Raw genomic sequence first — 18734 nt, forward strand, 5'->3', positions numbered from 1 at the left:
TAGCTTTGGCAAAATGAATCACCATTAAATATTGGCTGACTTTATGGACCCAATAACCCACCTCACCCTGGGCGCCTGTACCGGCGAACTATTACTCGGCCGAAGGTTCGGTAAGAAAGCGATGTTCTTTGGCGCGCTAGCGGCTAACCTGCCGGATATCGATACGGTTTTCGGCCTGTTTGAACCGGGCGACCAGGCACTATTGCTGCATCGCGGCTTTACCCATTCTATTTGCTTCGCGCTTTTAGCTGGTTTGTTACTGGCCTGGCTGTTTCATAAATGGTTCAGCAATATTCGTTTCGGCGCTTTTATCATGTTTTTTTGCGCCGAGCTGGGTTTACATGACCTGCTGGATACGTGTACTGGTTATGGTACCGGCTTGTTGGAACCTTTTACTCATAGCCGCTTTTCCTTTAATTTACTGTTCGTGGCCGATCCGCTGTTTACCATAGGCTTGCTGGTTGCGACGGTGGTTTTGCTTTTTACCAACAGATCGCGAAAGAAGTGGGCTGCGGGGGGTATTACGGTTTCCCTGCTGTATGTTTGTTCGGCTTTGCTCTGCAAATCAAGATTGGATCCTGCAGCTACCATGACCACACCCGCACCGTTCAATACACTGTTATGGTATAATATCAAAAAAACGGACTCGGGCTACTATACCGGTTACCAGTCGGTGTTTGATAAAAGACCTGTAAGTTATACTTATCACGCACAGAACAAGTACTTACTCAAACAGTCAGCGCCCTATTTAGAGCGGTTTGCAAACGGTTATTATACAGTTTCTGTCTCCGGCGGGCATACCTATTTTAACGTCATCCGGTTTGGCCAGGTACAGGGCTGGCAAACAAAAGACGCGCCTTTTGTATTAAGCTATCCAATGGACGATACAGGCAACGAAAACATGATCATACAAAAAGGAAGACTGGCCGGCTGGAGCCGCCGCAGCATCAAACAATACCTGGAAAGGATCATGGGCCGGTGAATTGGTACCTTTTAATTAGCACGGTGTACGCAGCGCTGGTGATCTTCGTCTGCCTGCGGATCTTGTATGATATCAACTCGACGAGTAAAGCCTTCGCTTATTTATTGGTGGCTTTGCTGCTGCCCGGTATAGGTATCATCATTTACTTCGCCGTTGGTGCAAATTACCGCAAGAACAAACTCTACAGCAAGAAGATCATGTCTGATAATAAACTGCTTGGAGAGATCCGTAATAAGATCATTCATGAATCGGAAAAAACATGGGAAAGCGGCGAAGCCGAAGTCAAAAGCCATAAAGAACTGGCACGCCTGCTGCTGCATGATAATAGCCCGCTGACGGGTAATAATGAAGTCCGCCTGCTGCTTAATGGCGAGGAGAAATTTTCGGTTGTACTTGCCGAGCTGGAGGCTGCAAAGCACCATATACATATCGAGTACTATATTTTTGAGAATGATGCGATCGGTAACAAAATTAAGGAAATCCTGATCAGGAAAGCTTCGGAAGGAGTGAAGGTCAGGTTTATTTACGATGATTTTGGCAGCCGCGGTATTCGCCGTAGCTTTGTCCGCGAACTGACTGAGGGGGGCGTGGAAGCTTTTCCATTTTATAAGATATGGTTCATTGCCTTGTCCAATCGTACCAATTATCGTAACCACCGCAAGATCATCGTCATTGACGCCTGTACAGCTTTTGTTGGTGGAATCAACGTGAGCGACCGTTATATTAACCCGGCCAAGCCTTACTGGCGCGATACGCACCTAATGATCAAAGGCCCTGGCGCCTATTATCTTCAATACCTCTTCATTTGCGACTGGAATTTTTCTTCAAATAGCAAACTCGCGGTTATTCCTGAATACTTTTGTTCCGCGAAAACAAAGTCAAAAGCTATCGTCCAGATCGCTGCCAGCGGCCCGGATTCAGATACGTCGGTCATTATGTACGCGCTGCTGCAAACCATTAGCCTGGCTAAAGAGGAGCTGCTGATCACCTCACCCTATTTTATCCCCGGCCAGACTATCCTGGATGCTATTTGTGCCTCGGCAATGAGCGGGGTAAAGATCAAATTATTGGTTCCTGATAAATCTGATTCCGCGCTGGTCAACGCCGCTGCCAAATCCTATTACAATGAAATACTTCAGGCTGGGGTAGAGGTATATTTATACAAAAAAGGTTTTGTACATGCCAAAACAGTCGTAGCCGACGGACAGTTAGCTATCATTGGCACCGCCAATATGGACCACCGGAGCTTCGAACTGAATTTCGAGGTTAATGCCATGGTTTATGATGCTGCCCTGGCAAAAGAATTGCGGAACGCCTTTGAGGACGACCTGAAGCATTCGGTTAAGATCAATTCAAAAGACTGGGCGAAGCGTACCTTATTCAGGCAACTGCCGGAAAAGATTTGCCGTTTATTCTCCCCATTATTATAAAAAAAGTGCCGCTGGTTATAAACACCAGCGGGCTTAGGGCAGCAGCGCCGTTGCGAGGAGGCATGCCGATGAGCCGAAGCCTGATAGCATCAGCCGCGTGCCGGGCTCAAGCGGCAGGAGCAGTGCCAAAAGGTTGACAGCCGTCATCGCTCCCGCGAGGACCAGAAAGCGGCGGAGTCCGAAGGCTGGCCACAGCCCAGTGAAATGCAGGCCGACGATGATTCCGATAACGGGAAAGAGCAGCGGTTTCAGCCCTCGCGCGGTGAGCCAGGACTGCGCAAGCGCTATCGCGACGATTTCGACGGCGATGGCACCCAGTTAATAAGCCCAGCGCGGCTGCCGGCGTACCGGTTGCGGCCGGCGCTTAACCACCCAGATGCCCGACACAGCAAAGATCAGGATGCCAAGCACCTGGAGGACCGATCCGGGAAACCCGGCCACGGCGCCCGCACCTGCCAGCCACCAAAGTAGGCCGAAGCTGAGCCCGATCAGCGAACCCGTTCTCATGCCGTCGCCCTCTTGTTGGGTCCGACCGCCAGGACCGGAACATAGATTTCTGCCATACGCAGCTTATAAATGGTCATGAGGACATAAATGACGTGGAAAGGAAAAGCTTTTAACAATTTTCATTAAAATAAGTGAATGTTTAAAATAATGTTTAATTTTTAAATTATGTAATCCAATGGCATTTGGAGTAAGATAAATCCTGACCCTGTGTTTACGACCTGCTGCGATATGCATTAAGGAAGTTTATGGCTTTCGAACGGTTAGGACGATGGCGGCATGGCGGCCTTATTACCATCACCAGCCGGTAATGTTGGTGCATGAAGTGGACGGGAGAGGATTAACCTGGTTATGTTCCAACCTGGCCATTGAATATGCGCACGTATATGATGAGATCAAATGTATTATCTCCGGAAATGATCGAAGGGCCGGCACTGAACGTAACGGTAAACGATAATGATTTAACCGGTTCAGATTATAACACCACGCTGCTGGAAGAAAACCTGGTGGCTTTTTTGACCGGGCAAGCCGGTTAAATCCGCCCGTCCAGCTCAAACATAAAGTCAAGATGAGGGTTAATTATTCTAAATGCTAAATTTTATGCCATTGCCTGATCAAACCCAGGAATTGATATCGGTAGACCACGCGCTTAACAAAGGCCGGGAAATGTTATTGTGGCCGAGGATCTTGCTGATCATCGGCTTATTTATCTTCCTGTTTCCGCTGACACTTTTTTTTATCGCGTTGAAAGATGGTCCTGTGTTTAGCAGGAACCTATGGCTGGTTTTTGGGGCTGTATTACTTTTTACTTTTGTTATCGGTTTTTTCTTGCCCTTTTTATTTTTAAGCAAACGCACTACGCGCTGGAAGCTTTGGGCATTTGCGCAGGTGAACGATGTGCAGGAGTTGAAAAAAGCAGCCCGACGCGCAGCCTTGTGCACTGGCTATGGCACATTTATGGATCGTTTACAGATCCAGTCTGCCGGAGAGCGGGAGCAGTGGCGCAGATTACAGGAGCGCACAGATGCGCCAGGAATTTTTATCGATGATCCCGAAACCCCGGCCGAAACTACGATCTATTATAACAGAACCCTATTGATTATCCATATCCTGCTCGGCTTGATGCTAATGGGGGTGGGCATTGTGGTAGAATGTAACGCGTTTCGTCCCGGCACTTCCAAAGTGGTCAGCTTCTTTGGTGCATTATTGATCCTGTTACCGTTATACCTGGTCGTTCGTACGTTGCAAAATTTAATCAAACACCAGCCGCGGATTATTTTCAGCAGTAAAGGAATTTATACCGTTGAAACCGGTTTTCAAAGCTGGGATCATATTATTGATATATCGTTGGAGATCATTAACCAGGGCCGCCGGGGTGTCAAGCACGTCTTTAATTTTAGGTACGCGGATAGTTTTGCTCATATCGATGTAACCGCTTATAGCAAACGCAACCAGTTGGAAAGCCTGGTGCGCGTGTACCGGGGACGCTATCAAAACGGAATATGATACAGTTTTTCAGCTTATCATGCCATCCGGGACATCACTTATAAAAAAAAAGTTTCTGGACAGGCGGACAAATCATTTTGACCCTGATGGAGGCATTTTACCATTATTAGACTTAGGTTTATTAAAAGCCCAGAAAAACAGGAAATTGTCGCCATCGTTAAATCACGCATGAAATGAACCACATGAAAAAAATTACGCTATTGTTAATATTATGCCTGCTATCGCTGATCACAAACGCGCAAGATCAACCATTGCCTGCAACGGTAGTCAATCTGCTTCCTAAAGGTTATGAAGTATTGAAGAGAACCAGCGGCGACCTTAACCTCGATACCTATCCCGACATGATCGTTGTGCTGAACAAAGCCAATGAAAAAGAAACTTCGGACGTGGCTTTGCATCCGAAAAAACGTCCGTTGTTAATTTTTATTGGTGGGCCCGGTCATACCTATCGCCTGGCTGCCCGTAGCGACGAAGCCGTTACTGCGTGGATTGTGGCGGCATGATGGGCGACCCTTTTATGGGTATTACAATTAAACGCGGATATTTTTCGGTAGAACACTACGGTGGCAGCGGCTGGCGCTGGACACGGATCATTACCTTCAGGTACTCAGCTGCAGAAAAGAGCTGGTTCCTTTATAAAGATGGTCATGAAAGTTTTCATGCAACAGATCCTGAAAACGTTACAGAGAAGGTATACACGGCCAAAAACTTTGGTAAGGTGCCGTTCGCGCGGTTCGATATTTATAAAGAATAATTAATCAAATATGAAAATTAAATTACCGATGCTGTTACTACTTTTTAGCATGAGTTGTTCGGCGCAACCAAAGGTTGAACTGAGTGAATTGAGATTTAACGAAGATGCAAGCGCCATGATCAAAGACGTGCCGGATATACATCAAGGCCAGCTTTTTGACCGGACGGATATGGTCTCCTATGGCGTCAGTAAAAATACGATGTTCTATTTCAAAGATTATTTACCGCTTCATGTGGAACTGCTTTCCTATAAAGGCCAATTGACGGGTTACGCTTTCCGGATGAGGACCTTCGGGGATCAGCAAAAAGTGGAAAGCTATTTTAAGGCTAAATACAAAATGATCCCGGCGGAAGTAAAATCAAAATTAGTGACTTCCACCAAATATGCCGATGATAAGATCCTGGTAGAATTCGATGCTATATCTAAAGAATCGTTTGAGAAAGGGATGTTTGGTTATGTGAATGTAAGGCGGCCTGACTTTGCGGCGGAATATGAACGCCTGATGCAGCGTTAGTTAATGATCCTTTACCTGGATGTGTAAGGCGATTAGCTTCGGCGACGTATAGCTACCGGGTTTCTGATAGCAATCAGGATTCGTAGTTTCAAAGGTCGTCAGACTTTGTGTCTTAATATGCCCTATGATGATAACGGGAATGTTCCTGTTGACTTTGTTTAGCCGGGCCGCTGCCAAGATAAACGTGTCGTTATTTATCCAGCAGACCTTCTGTGCTCTTTGCGCGTAACCGAAATAATCGATACGTTTCCAGCTGCGTTCTGGGATATTGCCTAAGGTGATGTTTTGTTCCACATCTGATCCCGTGCTTGTAAATTTTCCGTTTTTCTTTTCCAATAGCAAATAGCTGTAAATATCAATAACATATTGTCCGTTAGGGGATGTGCACAGTGCCGATTTATAGCCGGGGAAGAATGTTGCTTTACTTTTGACCTTAACAGAATTGATATTTTCAAATGGATAGCGCTTCGATACCTGTTTAAAGTGTGTTAAGTTGAAATGAGTAAATGTTTGCGCCCAATTTTTTAACGGGCCACTAAAAGTCGATTGATAAGTGTTGATTGATTGCGCATTTGCGGACAATGGGGCAATGTATAGTAATAATATAACCGGGTATAGGTAGTTACGCTTTTTCATAGTATGTATCTTCCATTTGGAAAACCGGATGATCGTCTGTGTTGGAAGTGTTCTGCTCATTTGACTTGATAATTGTAGCAAGAGCGATAGGAATGAAAATTGCTCATTTGAATAGATTCGTTTTGTATTGCGCCATATCGCAGTCACCAAAATCGATATTCCCCGTGGCGGCATCCCAAAAGCATGTTTTAGATAAATGCGTATTATCTACCACGATCAGCCACCGGTAGTCCGGCGCATAAAAAGCAAAGCGGTGCTGCGATTTCATATTCCAGTAAAGCCCGTTGTCGGTCCCGGGGTTTTTAATGCCGGGGCCATAAAGCTTGATCAATTCTTTTAAAATGGCCGACTGTAGTTCCTTAGTTTTAATACCTACGCGATAGGCATAGATCACGCTGTCTGCCCGGAATTTCTGCAGTACTTTGTGTAGTTCGGCAGAATTAGCCACATGATCCTGATCGGCCGTTCCCCCGCTTTGGTAAAGGCTGGTATCTTTCCTGATCTTGTCAGAACGCATTTGGAAAATGATATTGGCGCTGTCTATGTTCATGCCGTTAAAAGAGAAGGAACTTGACCGGCTGGCTTGCAGGGCGAACGACAGCGGCGCGTCCACTGTATTGATACCGCCGGCGTACCTGTCATCAAAATTGATCACGCTTTCCGCTTTTTCCGTAAAGGTCAGTTTAGCCAGGTCAACGCGCGGTTTATCTTTGCAGGATAGGAGCAAGGTAGCGAGTGCTATTAAGCTAATCGATATGTTTTTTGTTAGTTTCATGTGTTTTTATTGGTTTAAGAAGGTTCAGAACTTCGGCGTTTGATGGTGATAATTCCCGCAGCATACCCAGATCATGCCAGGTGAGCGTGACTGACGAAATGGTTTCCCTGTCTTTGCCCGTTTCGTCATAGCGTTCCCGCCATTTTACCGGGGGATGGTTGCCCTTACCATAACTAACGGCGCGGTTGGTACTTTGCCGGCTCTCAATATTAGAATAGGTATTTATAGTTAGTGTCCCATTTTTATTGTAACGGACTTTTTTATGAAAACGAACTTCCTCAGGGGAGCTGGCGTTTACTGAATCGAGTTTGTTTTCTTTGTTATAAAAATAACGGCATGTCCAAGTGTCTTTCATATCTGCTTGGCTGCGTTGTGTTATGATCCTCGCCTGTTGAATTTGTTGGGCTAAATGCGGCCTGAAATTCACTAAGGGTAATGCATCTGCGATTGAGTAGTCGCCAAGATTATCTGACAGCAAATTCAATGACGCCATGATCGAATGTTTGACCTGAACTTCCAGTTTAAGCCGGGCGTAAAATGCTGGAAAAAGAGTATAGCGATCAACGGTGTTAATGACTATCGTATGCGTTTGGTCGTGAAAATTCACGCGCAGGCTATCCTTAATTTGCTGGCCAGGCAACAGGGGGGTACTATATAACCATAAACCATTGTTTGTTTCCATAAGCCGGTAAGCGGTGGCTTCGGCAACTATACCGCCGTTAACTGTATATATGGAAAGGCGGTCGCCTGCGACGTTTCTGACATACAAGAGCCGGGCAGTATCGGTGCCATTATCCTCCCTGTTGATCCTGGTTAAAACTACGCCAGAGTAAGTGTCCTTTGTCTGCGCAAAGGAACTGCATGTAAAACAAATCAGGAAAAGCAGGCAACAGGTTTTGATCATGGTTATAATTTATAACCACGCATCCCATTAATAGTTTGGATACTAAGGTTGTTGTAATTGAAGATAGGCGTTCGGGCAGACTTTTGAAAAGCGTTGGTCGCCAACAAAAAGCAGCGGGTAGCGTTAATAAAGAGCTATGAAAAACGAAACCCTGAAGACAGCCGCCCGTATTGCCTTAGGCGGCGCATTGATCTTTGCCGGCATCAGCCACCTCACTTTTGCACGAAAAGACTTTAAAGCGCAAGTGCCCGGTTGGGTGCCGCTGAAAAAAGATGATACGGTCGTTTATTCCGGCATCGTGGAGATTGCTTTAGGTTGCGCTATCGCCCTGGCCCCGAAAAAACGAAGAGAAACGATCGGCAACGTAGCCGCGGCTTTCTTTACGGCGATATTTCCCGGTAATATTTCTCAATATACGCATGGTCGATCTGCTTTTGGTTTGGATACGGATAACAAACGTTTAACCCGGTTATTTTTTCAGCCGGTGCTGGTGTATTGGGCATGGAAAAGCACGAGGAAATAATGAAAGAATTTTAGCCGGCTTCAGAAAATTCGTATTTTCCCTGCATGAAATTCCTACTCGCCGCCTTGCTGCTCACTGTGGCCGGACCTGCCTTTTCCCAGCATTTACAGATTCCACCTGCAACAGGTATTTTGAAATGACCGACCGGCTGCGTAAGGGTGATACCATCAGCCGGGCGGAATGGCATAACTTCGTTCAGGACAAAGCCATCCAAGTTTATATGGCCGACCAGGGCCTTAGTGAGGCCTATTTCGAGACCTACCGCAAAACGTTGCAGTACGTTTACAAGCCTGGAAACGAAGCTAAAGTGCAGGCACGCGTAAAAGACTCGCTCAATAACTGGCTCGTCTATATCATCTATCAGTACCAGAAGAATGAAACCAGTATGCAGGCCTACCTTCACCGCATTGAACAGAATCCTAAAGCTTATTTTGACCTTTGTTACCGGTCCGCCTATACCGCGCTTCCAAAAAATGCACGTAAACGGTTACCGCAGGAAACCTTTTCCATTATCCCCCTGCGTAATGACGCGCATGCCGAAGGTAACTGGGTGGTCTATACTTTGTTATGTGCCTACTTCAATGACCTGAACCACTACGGCGCACTCGGCGGTCATGAACTGCACCATGCCTTAAGACCGCAGGCCGAATTTAAACTACGGCCGGAGGATGAAAACGTAGTTACCGTACTATCCCGCACGTTGAACGAGGGAAGCGCCGATATGGTCGATAAAAAATTTATCAGCGACACCGCGCATTTATTACTGCCTTATCAGCGTTACTTCAGCGAGTTTTTCAGCGATGCAAAAACTGTGCTACCGCATATGGATCCACTGCTCAGCTATCCCACCACCAAAGCCCGTGTCAGAGAGTATTTCAGGCCAAGTGATTACAGCTAGGGTTCAGAACCTAAACTCTTATATGCTTATTATCAGTAAATTGCATTTTAAAAAGTTCCTTACTCTACGAATGACGCAGTTGGCAAGATTACTCTAATTGTTACTCAAATATAGCTATTTTCCGTGTATTTCAAAAATTTTTCATTTTTTCAGAATTCTTATTTTAATAATAAATTATGTAAAAGGTTCGGGATCCTTAATTTTGATAACGACTTGATTAATAAACATTTAAATTAAAATTGACGCGTTCTTCTTTTAATATTTTTAATCACGAAAGTTGCGAGTAATTAAGGAGTTGATTTTATTCTATACCGCTTGTTCTACAATTTTTAGAATGTTTCTGCCCTCCATAAAGCGTCTTTTTTAATGGAAACCAATTAAGGAATCTTTAGTTATTTTTTACTGTTATTCTGTCAATCCCGTTTTTAATCAATGGAACTACGATAAACCCGGTTGGAATCGAAAGCCACAGCTCCACAAGGAAATATTTAAAGAACCAAGTGTTTATAAAGCCGGGATGCCATCCCACTCTTGTAAGTAGCAGTCCGAAACTCATAATTCCAGACATCGCTATGGAGACCAATAGCGTAAACACTATTATTGATTGTACTTTGGATAATTTCTTTTTCATAATTAATTTGCTTGATTTAAAATATATCTGTTTTTATAAATAGCCCGTAGTTATTAACGTTTACTGCATCAGGACCGTAAAAGTCATGGATCGATCCAACACCGAATTGGAAGTTTTTATAAGCTAATCCGAGGCGCAGGTTGATCTCGCTTATTTCATGATAACCTAATTTGGTATTGTAGTTGTAAAGCCCCTGAAGCCTGGTGTAGATCCCCCAGTTTTTTGATAACGCTGGTTTGTATTCTAAAACCGCGAACGTTTCAAAATTGTAGGTTTGGCTTAAATCAAACCGTGGTATAACCACAAGTACAACATCCCTGCTTGTAAGTAAATATTGTAACCCTGCTGTCGGTCGAACTTCCAGCGGTGTAGTTGAAGACCCTATTGCTGACAAGCCCGCTGCGGCAGAAATGCCTCGCCATATTTCAGCCGTCACAAAAGATTGAGAAAGGAAATTAGTGGTTTGGTTAGTCTGTTTGTAATCACCTGCAAAATTGGTCACGTTAAAAAAACCAAATTTAGATCCCGGCGAAAATTGTTTACTCACGATCAATTGGAAGGAGAAACCTTTATTGCCGCCGAATAATTCAATCGGAACGGGTGCGCTACCGACCTGTAAATTTTCAGTCTTTGAACTGTCCCGTTCCTGGGCGCATGCAATGCCCAGTTTAAGGAACAAGGTGATGAATAACAATAGTTTAGCTTTCAATTTATGTCCGTTTTTATATCTAAACAAAGATACCCCAACGGATTTTCAAGGGAAAGGACGGATGAGGCAATTAGTCGGACGATTCAATCATTTTTCGATATTCCGTAGGCGTGTTGCCGGTATGCTTTTTGAAAAAACGACCGAAATAGGAAACATCTTCAAACCCGGTTTCATAGGCAATTTCGCTGATTGAAAGATCGTTTAACTGCATTAAAACCTTTACTTCCAGGATGAGCATTTCATCAATCAGTTCCGAGGCTGGCCTGCCTAATGTAATTTTGACTGATTTATTCAGGTGGTTGGGAGAAACATTAAGTTTACTCGCATAGAAACTTACGGATTTATCTTTTGTGATATGATAATTGAGCAGCTTCTTAAATTCCATTGTAAGGCGCTCATGAGCCGGGAAAGTCTTTCGCAAACGAAAATCAGAGGACTGCTCCATTTCGGACAGCAAGGTCGTCAGGTACAATTTAATGATATCCGCATTTGCTTCGTTTTCGTTAAGATGTTGCATTCGTTTTAGTAACACCAATAGATGCGCTAACTCTTCGTCCGCAAATTTGATTACAGGATGAATGAGCCATTTAGATAGGTCAACTTTAGTATGCGACAGATACTCGTCGGTAAAATGCAGGTAATAACCCTCAATATCATCCGACATAAAGGCAAGGCTGCTGATCTGCCCGGCTGGCGTGACGATAATCGTATTCCTTTCAATAGTAAAATTGTCAAAACCCGAACTGGTACCTAAAGAACCATTGGTCACCAGGATAATGGAATGTTTGGTTTGCCGGTGTGATGGCAAGGGCATTTTTATTTCATACGTATCATCTGAAAGCCCGTGGATATAAAAATCATTAATGTTCTTTTTATCGTATTCCTTAAAATCATAGTAGGACATGATGAGCTTAAATCCATCATCCCTCAGCGTTGGTATGTTTTTCAGTTTCTTCAAAGGCCTGCTAATGCATTATGTGCATTTACTTTAGTGTAGTAAACATACGATATAACCAGCACTATTAAGGTGACGAACGGTGGTATCGCCGTGGCAGCGCCTTGCTGAACAGTGTGTGCTATACAAGCGGAAATAAATGTGATCGCAAAACCTGCATAAGCCCATTCTTTAATACGTCCGGCAACCATAGGCAGTACAATTACCAAAGCCCCTAATATTTTTGCTGTAGCTAACTCTTTTCTAAAATAATCAGGAAATCCGAGGTGTTTAAATTCATCAGCAATAGCCGGAACCATAATGTAAGTAATACCTGCAATTAATCCCGAGAATGCAACCAGCGTTGTTGTTATCCAATAAATGATCTTGTCTTTTTTCATGATGTAAAATTACCCCCCTGGAACTTTGAAAAATCGGACGATTAAGGCAATTGCTCGGACATTTCAATTGGTTTAAAGAAGGCACTTACTGATCCTGATCTTGCTAATAAGGCACTTTCAGATATATTCAAATAGGACATTGCCTCTAAAATAATGGTAAGTTTATTTTGAAGAAGAAAATTAAGGTCAAAGAATAAGAACTTGCAAATAGATTCGAACCTATGCCGAAATCTTAAAAATGTTCAAACCAACAGTCAATAATTAGTTGAATAAAATTATTACAAATCCAAATCGGCAATTAAACGCAAATCAGATAGGAAATAGTTCGAAATTTGTACAGTAGCCACCACAATTTTAGACAAGTTGCCAATTTATTGGCAACTTTTTTTTATGGATTTAATTCAGCGGCTTAAATAATCACTCGATTGCTTATGACCAATGAGCGTATGCTCATATCAAGGTGTAGGCTGTAACCTTCTAAAAACTTCGTGCTGGAACATTTTACCGACAGGTAACTCTACACTGCCCAAGTTTACGCGGCTGTTGGTGTAGGATGTCAATTTATCTGTAGCAATAATAAAGGATCGGTGTATGCGCAAAAAACCAGTACTGGGCAGCATTGCTTCTAATGCTGCCATGGAATATTTAGTAATCACCTGGCCATCGATAGTGATGATCTTAACATAATCTTTCAAGCTCTCTACATACAAGACTTCCTTTAATACCACTTTAACCATTTTGCGGTCAGCCCGGAAATATAGAAAGTTATCCTCGGCGGCGGCAGGCGGTTCTGATACTGCTTGTGGGGGGGCCAGGTTTGGTATGGCTCGGTTAACTGCTTTCACAAAGCGTTCAAACTTAACAGGCTTCAGCAGGTAATCCGTGGCTTGCAGGTCATAGCTTTCAAGGGCGTACTCCGCGTAGGCGGTCGTGAAAATGATCTTTGGCGGATTACTTAGCGTACTCACCAGTTCCAACCCGTTGAGCTGCGGCATGCGGATATCTAAAAAAATAATATCTACCGGGTTAGTGTGCAGAAAAGGGATCACCTGCAGCGCGTTCCCGCATTCGCCAGCCAGGCGTAGAATGGGCAGCTTTTGGATATAGCGTTTTAATACCTCGCGCGCCGGTGGTTCATCATCCACAATAAGGCACTTATATATGGGCAGGCTCATATTCCTCCTTCCGGTTAAGTTCCAGTTTCAAATTTACAATATACATTTCCTCTTCGGCTATTATTTGCAGGTCATATCTGTCCGGATATAATAAAGCCAAACGCCGTTTTACATTTTCAATACCTATACCGCCGCTTTGCACCGCGGCGTTCGGGGCTTTACCGTTGATCAGTTTCAGGTGCATAGCGTTACCATATAGCTGGAGCTGAATATTGATCCAGGGGTGTTCGAGCATATCGCTTGCACCATGTTTAAAGCAATTCTCTATAAATGGAAGGATCAGCAGTGGTGCAACCATTAGATCAGGGTCAACCGCCGGTATTTGGATGGCGACTTCCAGTTGGTTGCCATAGCGCTTTTTTTCCAGATCGATGTATTCCTGTAGCATCTGCAGTTCCTGTTTTAAAGGCACCTGCGGTGCGTTACAGGAATAAAGCATATAACGCAATAAAGTAGAAAGGCCAATCAGCATGTTTGCCGCTACGGGCGCAGTATCCTGCGCGTGCGAATAAATATTATTAAGGGTATTGAAAAGGAAATGCGGGTGAAGCTGCGCTTTTAACGAGGTGAGTTCGGCTACCGCTTTTTCCTGTTCCAGCAATAAAGCCTGCTGCTGTTTTTCGTAAAAGTACTTCATGAGTTTGATGGCCGCGGCCAGCCCGCCAATGGTTATGCTTCCCCGCAGACCGGAGATCCAAGCCATAAACAGTTGTATGGCAAACGGCGTAGGAACGACGCCTGGCAATAAGCCCGGATGCCCGAGCAGGTATTGATGGCGGAAGTGTTCCACTATGGTTAACGAAATCAGCGCGGATAATCCTCCGGTTAGAAACAATAGCCCTGCTACGGACAATATGGCTTTGAAATATTTAGCCGGGATGACCAGTTTGGGGATCACCAGGTAATTTAAGCTATAAGCTAAAAACAGAGCCGGGAGCATATACCAGAAACTTTCGCCAAGGTTCACGCTTATCCTTTGCCAGAAACTTAGTTTGGTTAATATGGGTGAGGGTGTAAATGAGTACAGGTATACCGTAAACAAATACCAACTTATCCAGAAGGTGAGGTGACGACACAAACGCCAGCGAATATTCCGGGAAAATAAAAAGTCTAATTGTGCCATGATGCTAAAGGTACGAACGGTTAAAAACAAAGCATCATCATTTCCCCTAAAATAGACCAGGGGCCAGATTCCAAGCGTACGATGAGTTCGTCGTCGACCAAAGTAATTTAACAGGCTTAAACTTATTTATAACCACGTTAATGCCCGTACGGTCTACTTTGCAAAAATCAATGATATGCTAACCCTAAGTTTGACTAAACATTAATCAAAACTTATGAAAAAGCTACTATTTATCTTATTGGTTCTCGGTGGTACCACCGCAACCATCAAGGCACAAAACCGTTCGGCGGACGAAGCCGCCATTAAGCAAACGCTCGGTCGTTTCGGCAATAGCTGGGCTAAGGGCGACTTCAGCGATATGAAAGAATACATGACCCCGGATTGCCACTGGATCAATGTGGTGGGTATGCACTGGCATAATTTAAAAGAAGTACAATTTGCCCATCAGGCCTTTATCGGCTCGGCCTTAAAGGGAGTGGAAGCTAAAGAGTTGAGCATTACCATCAGGTTTATCACGAAGGAGGTCGCCATTGCTTACTGGTTAACGCATGTTGGTGCTTTTTACCCGCCCGATGGTGTTAACCGTGGCGGTAACAAACAGGGTGATAAAGACAATATCGCCACCGTGGTGTTGGTGAAACAAAAGGATCAATGGCTGATAACGTCTGCCCAAAACAGTGATGTGATCGCCCAAGCGGCGGCGAGTGATCCGGTATTACACATGAATAAATAGACCATTAAACAAAAGAATTATGAAAAATTTAACGAAGTTATTATTGATATTAATTGTAGTGAGCGTATCGGTGATTACTTCTTGCAAAAAAGATTCTGGTCCAGATACACTCCTACAGCCAGTATAGACCACAAAATCATATTTAAAGCAACAAGTAATCCGGATACCTATTTGGTGGAAGGATCCTATACGGATGGAGCCGGTGGAAAAAAAACTTTTGGTGGTTTTACTGGAGGACCATTTAGCTTTATTAGCGATGAAATTGTTATATCTACAACCGTTAAAACAATTAATTACACAATGAAGGCAAATGCTGAATCTAATAAATCCAAGCCTTTTCCCACAGTTGAAATATGGGTTGACGGCGTTAAAAAAGCTGAAAACATTACTGATGGCTCGGTGATTACTGGTGGTTATTTAACAGCCACTACTACATATACATTTTAAATGAGATTTTAAATTACCGGCATCACTTTTAAAATCAGCGCACTAAATTATAAACCCAAATCAGCGAAAACGCAAATCAGACAGGAAATAGTTCGAAATTTGTACAGTAGCTACCGCATTTAACCTTATACCTAATTTTTTACAATTGAGCAACCGCTCATCGCAATTACCGAAGGTGAATTTGCCGACCTGATTCGGGGCGCACTCCGCTCATCCATGACTTAATTTGTTTTCGTCTTCTTATTGCTAATATTAGTAAATTTAGATACCGGAGAGGGAGATTTTCGAACCGAAGTTTGATTGTTTTGATTATTAAATTTCTAATTTATATTTTTTTCATAACTCTATGAATGACGCATAAAGTCAACAAAAGTGTCGTTCCCTTGCATTATTCGCTTTTTCGGCCAAATCGGTGGACAGTTGACGTTTATAAATCCTGATCTATAATGTAGGTAAGGATTTATCGATGTAACTTTGAGATATCCCTTATCTTAATCTTAATATGCCACTCTATCATACTACGAGACTAGACAACTTTCTCCGTTACATTCTTGCTTCAGAAACTCTAATGTCTATCAGCTTTGCCTTATTGAACATTCTTCGCAAATCACACCTAATATTTTACCAAACTATTGATTAGCAAGCCTAGTAAATATCCAATGAATAAACTGATTGCTAAAGATATTTTATTTAGATTTAAGTGACATCGATCTGATCTTTGAGAATCTTAAGTTCTTCCTACTTTAATCGTTGCCCTTCCTGCATTTGCTGGACTATGTTATTAAACCATTGCGCTTATAAAGCAAAAAAAATCGCGGGATATTTATAAGGTTTTCAAAATATTACTGCCTTTTTATGATGTTGTTTTAAGGCCTGCAATGTCGCATGAATGAAGACTTCAATATTTAAAATGCGGCTTATAGGGCAAAATTCATTCGCTTCGTTTACACAGGTGTTAAAAATAGCCTGCTCTATGCCGGGGATATTGGCTGTTAGATTGAGTGTAGAGGATACAATCTGCCCTTTTTCAAAAAGGATACTGCAGGTTGTGGTCAATTCCCGGGAGGGATAGCCGGCTTCGGTAAGGATAAAGCTCAGCTTCATGGTAAAATCACTCGCGTGCGCTGCAGCAAGTAATTCTTCCGGGTTAGTTCCTTTTGCAGCATTAAACCTGGAATTGAACGAATAGGGCGTTTGTTGAACACTTTGACTTTGAACGGATAAGCGTCCATTTCCTTCCAAACCATTGCCATTCCAGATCGCTTTTGCACATTGCTTCATAAATACATTATTTCCACTATCATATCCATAAGGATGCCACGAATTAAATATTTGAATATGAGATGTTTGTAAAAAAAACCGGTGGATCCATTGTTCGTATTTCGTTAATTAGTCGCGGGAAAACGAATAATTATATACATATTGCAAATGACCCGGAATTACGCAGTATTTGGTGAAGTCCGATGAAGATGTACCATGCCGGTTTAGGAGAAAAGGCATTTCATTTTATTGTAAATTAAAATACACGCTGAACGCTGTTAAGATGATGAATCAAAATACGAAGGATGATTTTAAAAACGAGGTGCTATTATCCATCAGCGCGGATATCGCCCGGATCAGGAAAAAAGAGGATCTTCTCCACCTTATCCGGGTACATGTAAAAAAAGTTTTTTACTTCACGCATGCCAGCACGGTGCTTTTTTCATCTGATAAAAAGACATATCGTTCGTTTATTATAGACCCTTCATCGGTTCTAAAAAAAACCAGGATTATGCCAGTTACCTGGTCGGTCCCTTTGACATCAATGACGGCATTATGAACACAATTATCGAAACCGGTAAACCGGTGCTGGTTGATGTGGTCAAACGTTATGAAAGTACCGGTTTGAAAATTTTAAAGGTGCCTTATGAAGAGGGAATGAAGGAAATCGCTTCATTCGGCCTTTTTAACGGAACCGAAGCATTCGGATCGATTAATTTTTTTTCCGACCGAACTGATTCCTTCAGCCCTTATAATTTATCCGTAATCGGGACCATTTCTAACCTGGTTTCCATTGCCGTAAGCAATATTCTTGCGAATGAAAGGATCGAGCAGCAGCTCGCGGAAATAGACAATTATAAAAAGCAGCTGGAGGAAGAAAATCTCTATCTTCAGGGTGAACTGACCGGGAAGTTCGCACAAACCGAAATAATCGGAACCGGGAATGAAATGCAAAAGGTTTTCCACCTGTTGACCCAGGTGTCATATGCAAACAGCGCTGTATTGCTACTGGGAGAAACGGGTACAGGTAAAGAGCTGATAGCCCGGGCCATCCATAACAATTCCCCAAGGAAGGAAAAACTGATGGTCAAAGTCAATTGTGCTGGCTTACCTGCAAATTTAATAGAGAGTGAATTATTTGGCCACGAGCGGGGAAGCTTTACCGGTGCTGTCGAAAGAAGGATCGGTAAATTTGAGTTGGCCAACAAGGGCACCTTATTTCTTGACGAGATCGGCGAGATGCCCCTGGACCTGCAGGTTAAATTATTAAGGGCAATCCAGGAAAAAGAAATTGGAAGGATCGGCGGGAAAATGCCGATTAAGGTAGATATCCGGATTATCGCCGCGACTAACCGTGACCTGCCAAAAGAAATTGTTGCCGGCAATTTCCGTAGCGATCTCTATTATCGGCTGAATGTGTTCCCGATAACTTTGCCGCCGCTAAGAAACAGGACCGGAGATATCCCTGATTTAGCCTTGCATTTCCTGTCAAAATACGCCAGAAATATCGGGAAGAAGGTACATAGCATATCCAACCGGGTTTTGGCGGAAATGAAACGATACAGCTGGCCGGGCAATGTCAGGGAACTGGAACACCTGATGGAGCGAAGTGTGCTGCTAACAGAAGGAAATGTAATCAGGGAGATTTACCTGCCGAATCATGAGATGAACGGCACTACCGGTTTTCCCGCGGAAAGCTACACGAAAACAATTGATGAAAACGAAAGGGACCACATCATCGCCAGATTAAATAAATGTGATGGCAAGGTCTATGGCAGTTTTGGCGCGGCATCCCTGCTCGGTGTACCCGTTTCGACCCTGAATTCCAAAATGAGAAAGCTGCGTATCGGCAAGGAAAAGCCGGTATTCATCGTCAGGCCGGTCTGAAAACCGGC

23 protein-coding genes are annotated in these 18734 nt (G+C 43.5%); 13 read left to right on the forward strand and 10 right to left on the reverse strand.

What is annotated here, in order from left to right:
- The first annotated feature begins 43 nt into the window (after window positions 1–43).
- The 8 genes from BLS59_RS09040 to BLS59_RS09070 all read left to right on the forward strand — a co-directional run bounded on the left by BLS59_RS09040 (window position 44) and on the right by BLS59_RS09070 (window position 5690).
- On the forward strand, window positions 44–982 hold the full coding sequence (locus BLS59_RS09040; RefSeq protein WP_091148063.1) for a metal-dependent hydrolase: 939 nt from the start codon (window positions 44–46) through the stop codon (window positions 980–982).
- A 23-nt stretch (window positions 983–1005) separates the two neighbouring features.
- Complete coding sequence (gene cls, locus BLS59_RS09045; RefSeq protein WP_240315196.1) at window positions 1006–2412, forward strand: cardiolipin synthase; 1407 nt, start codon at window positions 1006–1008, stop codon at window positions 2410–2412.
- 204 nt (window positions 2413–2616) lie between these two features.
- Window positions 2617–2883 (forward strand): hypothetical protein, encoded by a 267-nt coding sequence (locus BLS59_RS09050; RefSeq protein ID WP_091148069.1) that lies wholly within the window; start codon window positions 2617–2619, stop codon window positions 2881–2883.
- A gap of 419 nt (window positions 2884–3302) precedes the next feature.
- Window positions 3303–3452, forward strand: a complete 150-nt coding sequence (locus BLS59_RS31550; protein ID WP_162842592.1) for a hypothetical protein — start codon at window positions 3303–3305, stop codon at window positions 3450–3452.
- Between the two features lie 64 nt (window positions 3453–3516).
- The gene (locus tag BLS59_RS09055) at window positions 3517–4422 is read left to right on the forward strand and encodes a hypothetical protein (protein ID WP_143014078.1); all 906 of its coding nucleotides are present in this window, start codon (window positions 3517–3519) and stop codon (window positions 4420–4422) included.
- 182 nt (window positions 4423–4604) lie between these two features.
- A complete protein-coding gene (locus BLS59_RS09060) occupies window positions 4605–4925 on the forward strand; it encodes a hypothetical protein (protein ID WP_091148074.1) in 321 nt (106 codons plus the stop codon).
- The gene (locus tag BLS59_RS09065; RefSeq protein ID WP_091148075.1) at window positions 4922–5176 is read left to right on the forward strand and encodes a hypothetical protein; all 255 of its coding nucleotides are present in this window, start codon (window positions 4922–4924) and stop codon (window positions 5174–5176) included. The genes BLS59_RS09060 and BLS59_RS09065 overlap by 4 nt, the downstream gene beginning before the upstream one ends.
- A gap of 10 nt (window positions 5177–5186) precedes the next feature.
- Window positions 5187–5690, forward strand: a complete 504-nt coding sequence (locus BLS59_RS09070) for a hypothetical protein (protein WP_091148076.1) — start codon at window positions 5187–5189, stop codon at window positions 5688–5690.
- Here BLS59_RS09070 and BLS59_RS09075 read toward each other — a convergent pair whose 3' ends face one another.
- Genes BLS59_RS09075 through BLS59_RS09085 form a run of 3 tightly spaced genes read right to left on the reverse strand, consistent with a single transcriptional unit; the run spans window position 5691 to window position 8005 of the window.
- Entirely contained in the window at window positions 5691–6386 is a 696-nt protein-coding gene (locus BLS59_RS09075) for a hypothetical protein (RefSeq protein ID WP_143014080.1), read from the reverse strand.
- 43 nt (window positions 6387–6429) lie between these two features.
- Complete coding sequence (locus BLS59_RS09080; protein ID WP_091148079.1) at window positions 6430–7101, reverse strand: hypothetical protein; 672 nt, start codon at window positions 7099–7101, stop codon at window positions 6430–6432.
- Window positions 7073–8005, reverse strand: coding sequence for a hypothetical protein (locus BLS59_RS09085; RefSeq protein ID WP_091148082.1), 933 nt, complete (start codon window positions 8003–8005; stop codon window positions 7073–7075). The genes BLS59_RS09080 and BLS59_RS09085 overlap by 29 nt, the downstream gene beginning before the upstream one ends.
- A gap of 136 nt (window positions 8006–8141) precedes the next feature.
- Between BLS59_RS09085 and BLS59_RS09090 the strand changes: the two genes are divergently transcribed.
- Together BLS59_RS09090 and BLS59_RS09095 are read left to right on the forward strand one after the other, a co-directional pair.
- The gene (locus BLS59_RS09090) at window positions 8142–8528 is read left to right on the forward strand and encodes a DoxX family protein (protein WP_091148083.1); all 387 of its coding nucleotides are present in this window, start codon (window positions 8142–8144) and stop codon (window positions 8526–8528) included.
- A 136-nt stretch (window positions 8529–8664) separates the two neighbouring features.
- Window positions 8665–9426, forward strand: coding sequence for a DUF5700 domain-containing putative Zn-dependent protease (locus BLS59_RS09095; RefSeq protein WP_091148086.1), 762 nt, complete (start codon window positions 8665–8667; stop codon window positions 9424–9426).
- A gap of 388 nt (window positions 9427–9814) precedes the next feature.
- Here BLS59_RS09095 and BLS59_RS09100 read toward each other — a convergent pair whose 3' ends face one another.
- The 6 genes from BLS59_RS09100 to BLS59_RS32235 all read right to left on the reverse strand — a co-directional run bounded on the left by BLS59_RS09100 (window position 9815) and on the right by BLS59_RS32235 (window position 14399).
- Window positions 9815–10057 (reverse strand): DUF2798 domain-containing protein, encoded by a 243-nt coding sequence (locus BLS59_RS09100; RefSeq protein ID WP_091148090.1) that lies wholly within the window; start codon window positions 10055–10057, stop codon window positions 9815–9817.
- A gap of 16 nt (window positions 10058–10073) precedes the next feature.
- The gene (locus tag BLS59_RS09105) at window positions 10074–10766 is read right to left on the reverse strand and encodes a hypothetical protein (RefSeq protein WP_091148097.1); all 693 of its coding nucleotides are present in this window, start codon (window positions 10764–10766) and stop codon (window positions 10074–10076) included.
- Between the two features lie 70 nt (window positions 10767–10836).
- Entirely contained in the window at window positions 10837–11724 is an 888-nt protein-coding gene (locus tag BLS59_RS09110; RefSeq protein WP_091148098.1) for a helix-turn-helix domain-containing protein, read from the reverse strand.
- The gene (locus tag BLS59_RS09115; RefSeq protein ID WP_091148100.1) at window positions 11721–12101 is read right to left on the reverse strand and encodes a DoxX family protein; all 381 of its coding nucleotides are present in this window, start codon (window positions 12099–12101) and stop codon (window positions 11721–11723) included. Before BLS59_RS09115 ends, BLS59_RS09110 begins: the two co-directional genes overlap by 4 nt.
- A gap of 455 nt (window positions 12102–12556) precedes the next feature.
- The gene (locus tag BLS59_RS09120; RefSeq protein WP_091148102.1) at window positions 12557–13276 is read right to left on the reverse strand and encodes a LytR/AlgR family response regulator transcription factor; all 720 of its coding nucleotides are present in this window, start codon (window positions 13274–13276) and stop codon (window positions 12557–12559) included.
- On the reverse strand, window positions 13257–14399 hold the full coding sequence (locus tag BLS59_RS32235; protein WP_240315197.1) for a sensor histidine kinase: 1143 nt from the start codon (window positions 14397–14399) through the stop codon (window positions 13257–13259). The genes BLS59_RS09120 and BLS59_RS32235 overlap by 20 nt, the downstream gene beginning before the upstream one ends.
- Window positions 14400–14613: 214 nt before the next feature.
- Between BLS59_RS32235 and BLS59_RS09130 the strand changes: the two genes are divergently transcribed.
- Together BLS59_RS09130 and BLS59_RS09135 are read left to right on the forward strand one after the other, a co-directional pair.
- The gene (locus BLS59_RS09130) at window positions 14614–15132 is read left to right on the forward strand and encodes an SgcJ/EcaC family oxidoreductase (RefSeq protein ID WP_091148105.1); all 519 of its coding nucleotides are present in this window, start codon (window positions 14614–14616) and stop codon (window positions 15130–15132) included.
- Window positions 15133–15306: 174 nt separating this feature from the next.
- Window positions 15307–15579, forward strand: a complete 273-nt coding sequence (locus tag BLS59_RS09135) for a hypothetical protein (RefSeq protein WP_143014081.1) — start codon at window positions 15307–15309, stop codon at window positions 15577–15579.
- Between the two features lie 834 nt (window positions 15580–16413).
- Here BLS59_RS09135 and BLS59_RS09140 read toward each other — a convergent pair.
- The gene (locus BLS59_RS09140) at window positions 16414–16860 is read right to left on the reverse strand and encodes an OsmC family peroxiredoxin (protein WP_091148111.1); all 447 of its coding nucleotides are present in this window, start codon (window positions 16858–16860) and stop codon (window positions 16414–16416) included.
- 534 nt (window positions 16861–17394) lie between these two features.
- Here BLS59_RS09140 and BLS59_RS09150 point away from each other — a divergent pair.
- Window positions 17395–18726 (forward strand): sigma-54-dependent Fis family transcriptional regulator, encoded by a 1332-nt coding sequence (locus BLS59_RS09150; protein ID WP_162842594.1) that lies wholly within the window; start codon window positions 17395–17397, stop codon window positions 18724–18726.
- Window positions 18727–18734: the final 8 nt, after the last annotated feature.

Origin of the sequence: Mucilaginibacter pineti, assembly GCF_900101875.1 — a bacterium.
Taxonomy (GTDB): domain Bacteria; phylum Bacteroidota; class Bacteroidia; order Sphingobacteriales; family Sphingobacteriaceae; genus Mucilaginibacter; species Mucilaginibacter pineti.

Excerpts from the sequence above, each read along its gene's own strand:
- BLS59_RS09130 (WP_091148105.1), top strand. The coding sequence starts at position 14,614 with ATGAAAAAGCTACTATTTATCTTATTGGTTCTCGGTGGTACCACCGCA.
- BLS59_RS09090 (WP_091148083.1), top strand. The coding sequence starts at position 8,142 with ATGAAAAACGAAACCCTGAAGACAGCCGCCCGTATTGCCTTAGGCGGC.
- BLS59_RS09040 (WP_091148063.1), top strand. The coding sequence starts at position 44 with ATGGACCCAATAACCCACCTCACCCTGGGCGCCTGTACCGGCGAACTA.
- BLS59_RS09115 (WP_091148100.1), bottom strand. The coding sequence starts at position 12,101 with ATGAAAAAAGACAAGATCATTTATTGGATAACAACAACGCTGGTTGCA.
- BLS59_RS09095 (WP_091148086.1), top strand. The coding sequence starts at position 8,665 with ATGACCGACCGGCTGCGTAAGGGTGATACCATCAGCCGGGCGGAATGG.
- BLS59_RS09085 (WP_091148082.1), bottom strand. The coding sequence starts at position 8,005 with ATGATCAAAACCTGTTGCCTGCTTTTCCTGATTTGTTTTACATGCAGT.
- BLS59_RS09055 (WP_143014078.1), top strand. The coding sequence starts at position 3,517 with ATGCCATTGCCTGATCAAACCCAGGAATTGATATCGGTAGACCACGCG.
- BLS59_RS09120 (WP_091148102.1), bottom strand. The coding sequence starts at position 13,276 with ATGAGCCTGCCCATATATAAGTGCCTTATTGTGGATGATGAACCACCG.
- BLS59_RS09060 (WP_091148074.1), top strand. The coding sequence starts at position 4,605 with ATGAAAAAAATTACGCTATTGTTAATATTATGCCTGCTATCGCTGATC.
- BLS59_RS31550 (WP_162842592.1), top strand. The coding sequence starts at position 3,303 with ATGATGAGATCAAATGTATTATCTCCGGAAATGATCGAAGGGCCGGCA.
- BLS59_RS09150 (WP_162842594.1), top strand. The coding sequence starts at position 17,395 with ATGAACACAATTATCGAAACCGGTAAACCGGTGCTGGTTGATGTGGTC.
- BLS59_RS09065 (WP_091148075.1), top strand. The coding sequence starts at position 4,922 with ATGATGGGCGACCCTTTTATGGGTATTACAATTAAACGCGGATATTTT.
- BLS59_RS09140 (WP_091148111.1), bottom strand. The coding sequence starts at position 16,860 with ATGAAGCAATGTGCAAAAGCGATCTGGAATGGCAATGGTTTGGAAGGA.
- BLS59_RS09070 (WP_091148076.1), top strand. The coding sequence starts at position 5,187 with ATGAAAATTAAATTACCGATGCTGTTACTACTTTTTAGCATGAGTTGT.
- BLS59_RS32235 (WP_240315197.1), bottom strand. The coding sequence starts at position 14,399 with ATGGCACAATTAGACTTTTTATTTTCCCGGAATATTCGCTGGCGTTTG.
- BLS59_RS09100 (WP_091148090.1), bottom strand. The coding sequence starts at position 10,057 with ATGAAAAAGAAATTATCCAAAGTACAATCAATAATAGTGTTTACGCTA.
- BLS59_RS09075 (WP_143014080.1), bottom strand. The coding sequence starts at position 6,386 with ATGAGCAGAACACTTCCAACACAGACGATCATCCGGTTTTCCAAATGG.
- BLS59_RS09050 (WP_091148069.1), top strand. The coding sequence starts at position 2,617 with ATGCAGGCCGACGATGATTCCGATAACGGGAAAGAGCAGCGGTTTCAG.
- BLS59_RS09080 (WP_091148079.1), bottom strand. The coding sequence starts at position 7,101 with ATGAAACTAACAAAAAACATATCGATTAGCTTAATAGCACTCGCTACC.